Source organism: Methylorubrum podarium (assembly GCF_022179745.1).
Taxonomy (GTDB): Bacteria; Pseudomonadota; Alphaproteobacteria; order Rhizobiales; family Beijerinckiaceae; genus Methylobacterium; species Methylobacterium podarium.
On record NZ_BPRD01000293.1, the window covers coordinates 1 to 1,349 of the forward strand.

Annotated in this window: 2 protein-coding genes and 1 pseudogene; 2 read left to right on the forward strand and 1 reads right to left on the reverse strand. The window is 58.8% G+C overall.

Annotated features, from left to right (window positions below; genetic code table 11):
* The coding region (locus MFF42_RS14870; protein ID WP_238256426.1) for a response regulator at positions 1-199 on the forward strand (199 nt) is incomplete at its 5' end.
* Positions 200-352: 153 nt separating this feature from the next.
* Here the strand turns inward: MFF42_RS14870 and MFF42_RS14875 are convergent.
* On the reverse strand, positions 353-622 hold the full coding sequence (locus tag MFF42_RS14875; protein ID WP_238256427.1) for a hypothetical protein: 270 nt from the start codon (positions 620-622) through the stop codon (positions 353-355).
* A gap of 521 nt (positions 623-1,143) precedes the next feature.
* Between MFF42_RS14875 and MFF42_RS14880 the strand changes: the two are divergent.
* Positions 1,144-1,349, forward strand: a pseudogene (locus tag MFF42_RS14880) (recombinase RecA); the annotation flags it as partial.

A 1,349-nucleotide genomic window follows, 5' to 3' on the forward strand; every position in this document is an offset into this window, starting at 1 on the left:
CATGCCGGAGATGGACGGGCCGACCCTGCTGCGCGAGCTGCGCAAGCATTATCCCGATCTGAAGGTGATCTTCGTCTCCGGCTACGCGGAGGACGCGTTCCGCAAGAACCTGCCCGAGGGCGAGACCTTCAACTTCCTGCCGAAACCCTTCAGCCTGAAGCAGCTCGTCGAGACGGTGAAGCGCACGATGGCGAGCTGACCCTCGACCGACGGTGCGGAGGAACCTCGTCCCCGAGCAGAGCTTCTGCGAATCCCGTGGGATTTACGTCAGCGAGCACGAAGGAGCGCTCCGCCTCTCGCATGCGCGCGGTGATGCGCGCGGGGTGGTTTCGGTTCGATCGAGACGACGGCTTCAGAACGATCGATTGTCGGACTCGTCCTGCGACATATCCACGGAGTGCGTCGCCTCCTCGTCCTCGGCCCGTAAGCCGCGCCGGAACTCGAACAGGCTCATCTGAAGAAGCGTGCGCTGCCTGAATGTCGCAGTCGGCCCCAATCGTTCCTCGGCCTGGCGCAACAGCTGCTCGATTTCACGAAGTTCGTTGAGGTCTTTCAGCATGAAGTCTACCTTGTCGTGCGTCCACTCAAGGATGGAGTGGGCCGCATAGTTCTCGCGCGCCATGCTCGGGGCTCGCCTCGCGATTTGCAGATCGATGATAGCTCTTTCAGTGAATTTGACCGAACTTCATCGTGCGATATTCGGGAGTCTGACCCGAGATCCGATATTCATGCAACCCCTTCGACGTTCACTGCTGTCACACGCAATACGATGCGCCCACGGCCCATGAGCACACAAATCTTTCAAACGCCAATCTGTGACCAAACCTAGAATTAATTGAATATATTGACATAGGTTTATTGATCGATTTCCTGATCCGCGCCCCCGCATCACTACGAAGATCGACCGACCAGGTTGCGGACAGACATGGCATACTCGCCATGATCTCCGTCATCGCCTCCATATGTTTGTCATCGTTATTGAAAGTTGTGCAACCCGCAATGTTAGAGGCGTGGCACGACGCCGCGGTGACGGTGGGAAACCGTCGCGTCGGGACTTGCGCGAAAAGAACAAAACAGGTACGAAATCGATCAGCTCCGGCGGATTGAGCGCCGTGCCCCTCCCATGCATAAGGATGCCGAGCGATGGCCCAGCCTGCGCTGAAGATGGTGGAATCCTCGACAATGGCAGCAGCGGACAAGGACAAGTCGAAGGCGATCGAGGCTGCGCTGACGCAGATCGAGCGGGCTTTCGGCAAAGGCTCGATCATGCGCCTCGGCAAGACCGACAAGGTGCAGGAGGTCGAGACCGTCTCGACCGGCTCGTTGGGCCTCGACATCGCGCTCGGCGT

What these genes read in the sequence shown, in the direction of transcription:
- MFF42_RS14875 (WP_238256427.1), bottom strand. Translation starts at nt 622, where the DNA reads ATGGCGCGCGAGAACTATGCGGCCCACTCCATCCTTGAGTGGACGCAC.